Raw genomic sequence first — 625 nt, 5'->3', positions numbered from 1 at the left:
ACTAAATATAGAGATAGAACTCATTCACCCCTTTGAGATAAAACCCTTTTCAATCCACATACAAACAATTGATGATACATTTATGGAATTCACTATTTCTTTATTATAAATAACCCCTATCAACAAAACATTTTTTTGAAGATAGACCTTCTTCAGTTCTTTTGGTTTATTCAATTTGCACTGGTTGAAAGTTAACAACCGGTCTAGGCATTTAAAAGATATCCATTTGAATTTGTTTCTTAATCGACGGATAAGCTTGATTAGTAATTTAATCTTTTCTCCACTATTCAATTTTTCCCTTTCGAATCCAGCTAAATAAAATTCAATATTATTTTACTTAAAAAAATAACTTTAAATAGCTCTGAATGGTTCCGATCCTGATCAACCTAATATCCAAATCTTGAACTTTGGATGTATGGCGGCCGGTTGTTCAAGTCCACATGTGGTAAGAGAATCGCATAAGTTAAATTGTTTCATACTAGTGATGCAAAAATTCATCTAGACTGCTCTGATTCAGTCCAGATGAATTTGTTAATCTATCGATTGGCTTCAAGTTTCATTAGGTAAAAATCCATGTTCAACAATCAATAACTGGCGACCCATCGTCTCAACTCCCGACTGCAGA

The 625-nt window shown here is 32.8% G+C and carries 1 pseudogene; it reads right to left on the bottom strand.

From position 1 onward, the window contains the following. Positions 1-549: 549 nt before the first annotated feature. Positions 550-625, bottom strand: a pseudogene (locus tag KH893_RS11420) (TetR/AcrR family transcriptional regulator); the annotation flags it as partial.

Source organism: Liquorilactobacillus sicerae (assembly GCF_029916425.1).
Taxonomy (GTDB): Bacteria; Bacillota; Bacilli; order Lactobacillales; family Lactobacillaceae; genus Liquorilactobacillus; species Liquorilactobacillus sicerae.
Note: the sequence above shows the minus strand (reverse complement) of the source record. Positions and strands in the feature narration are given on the sequence as shown.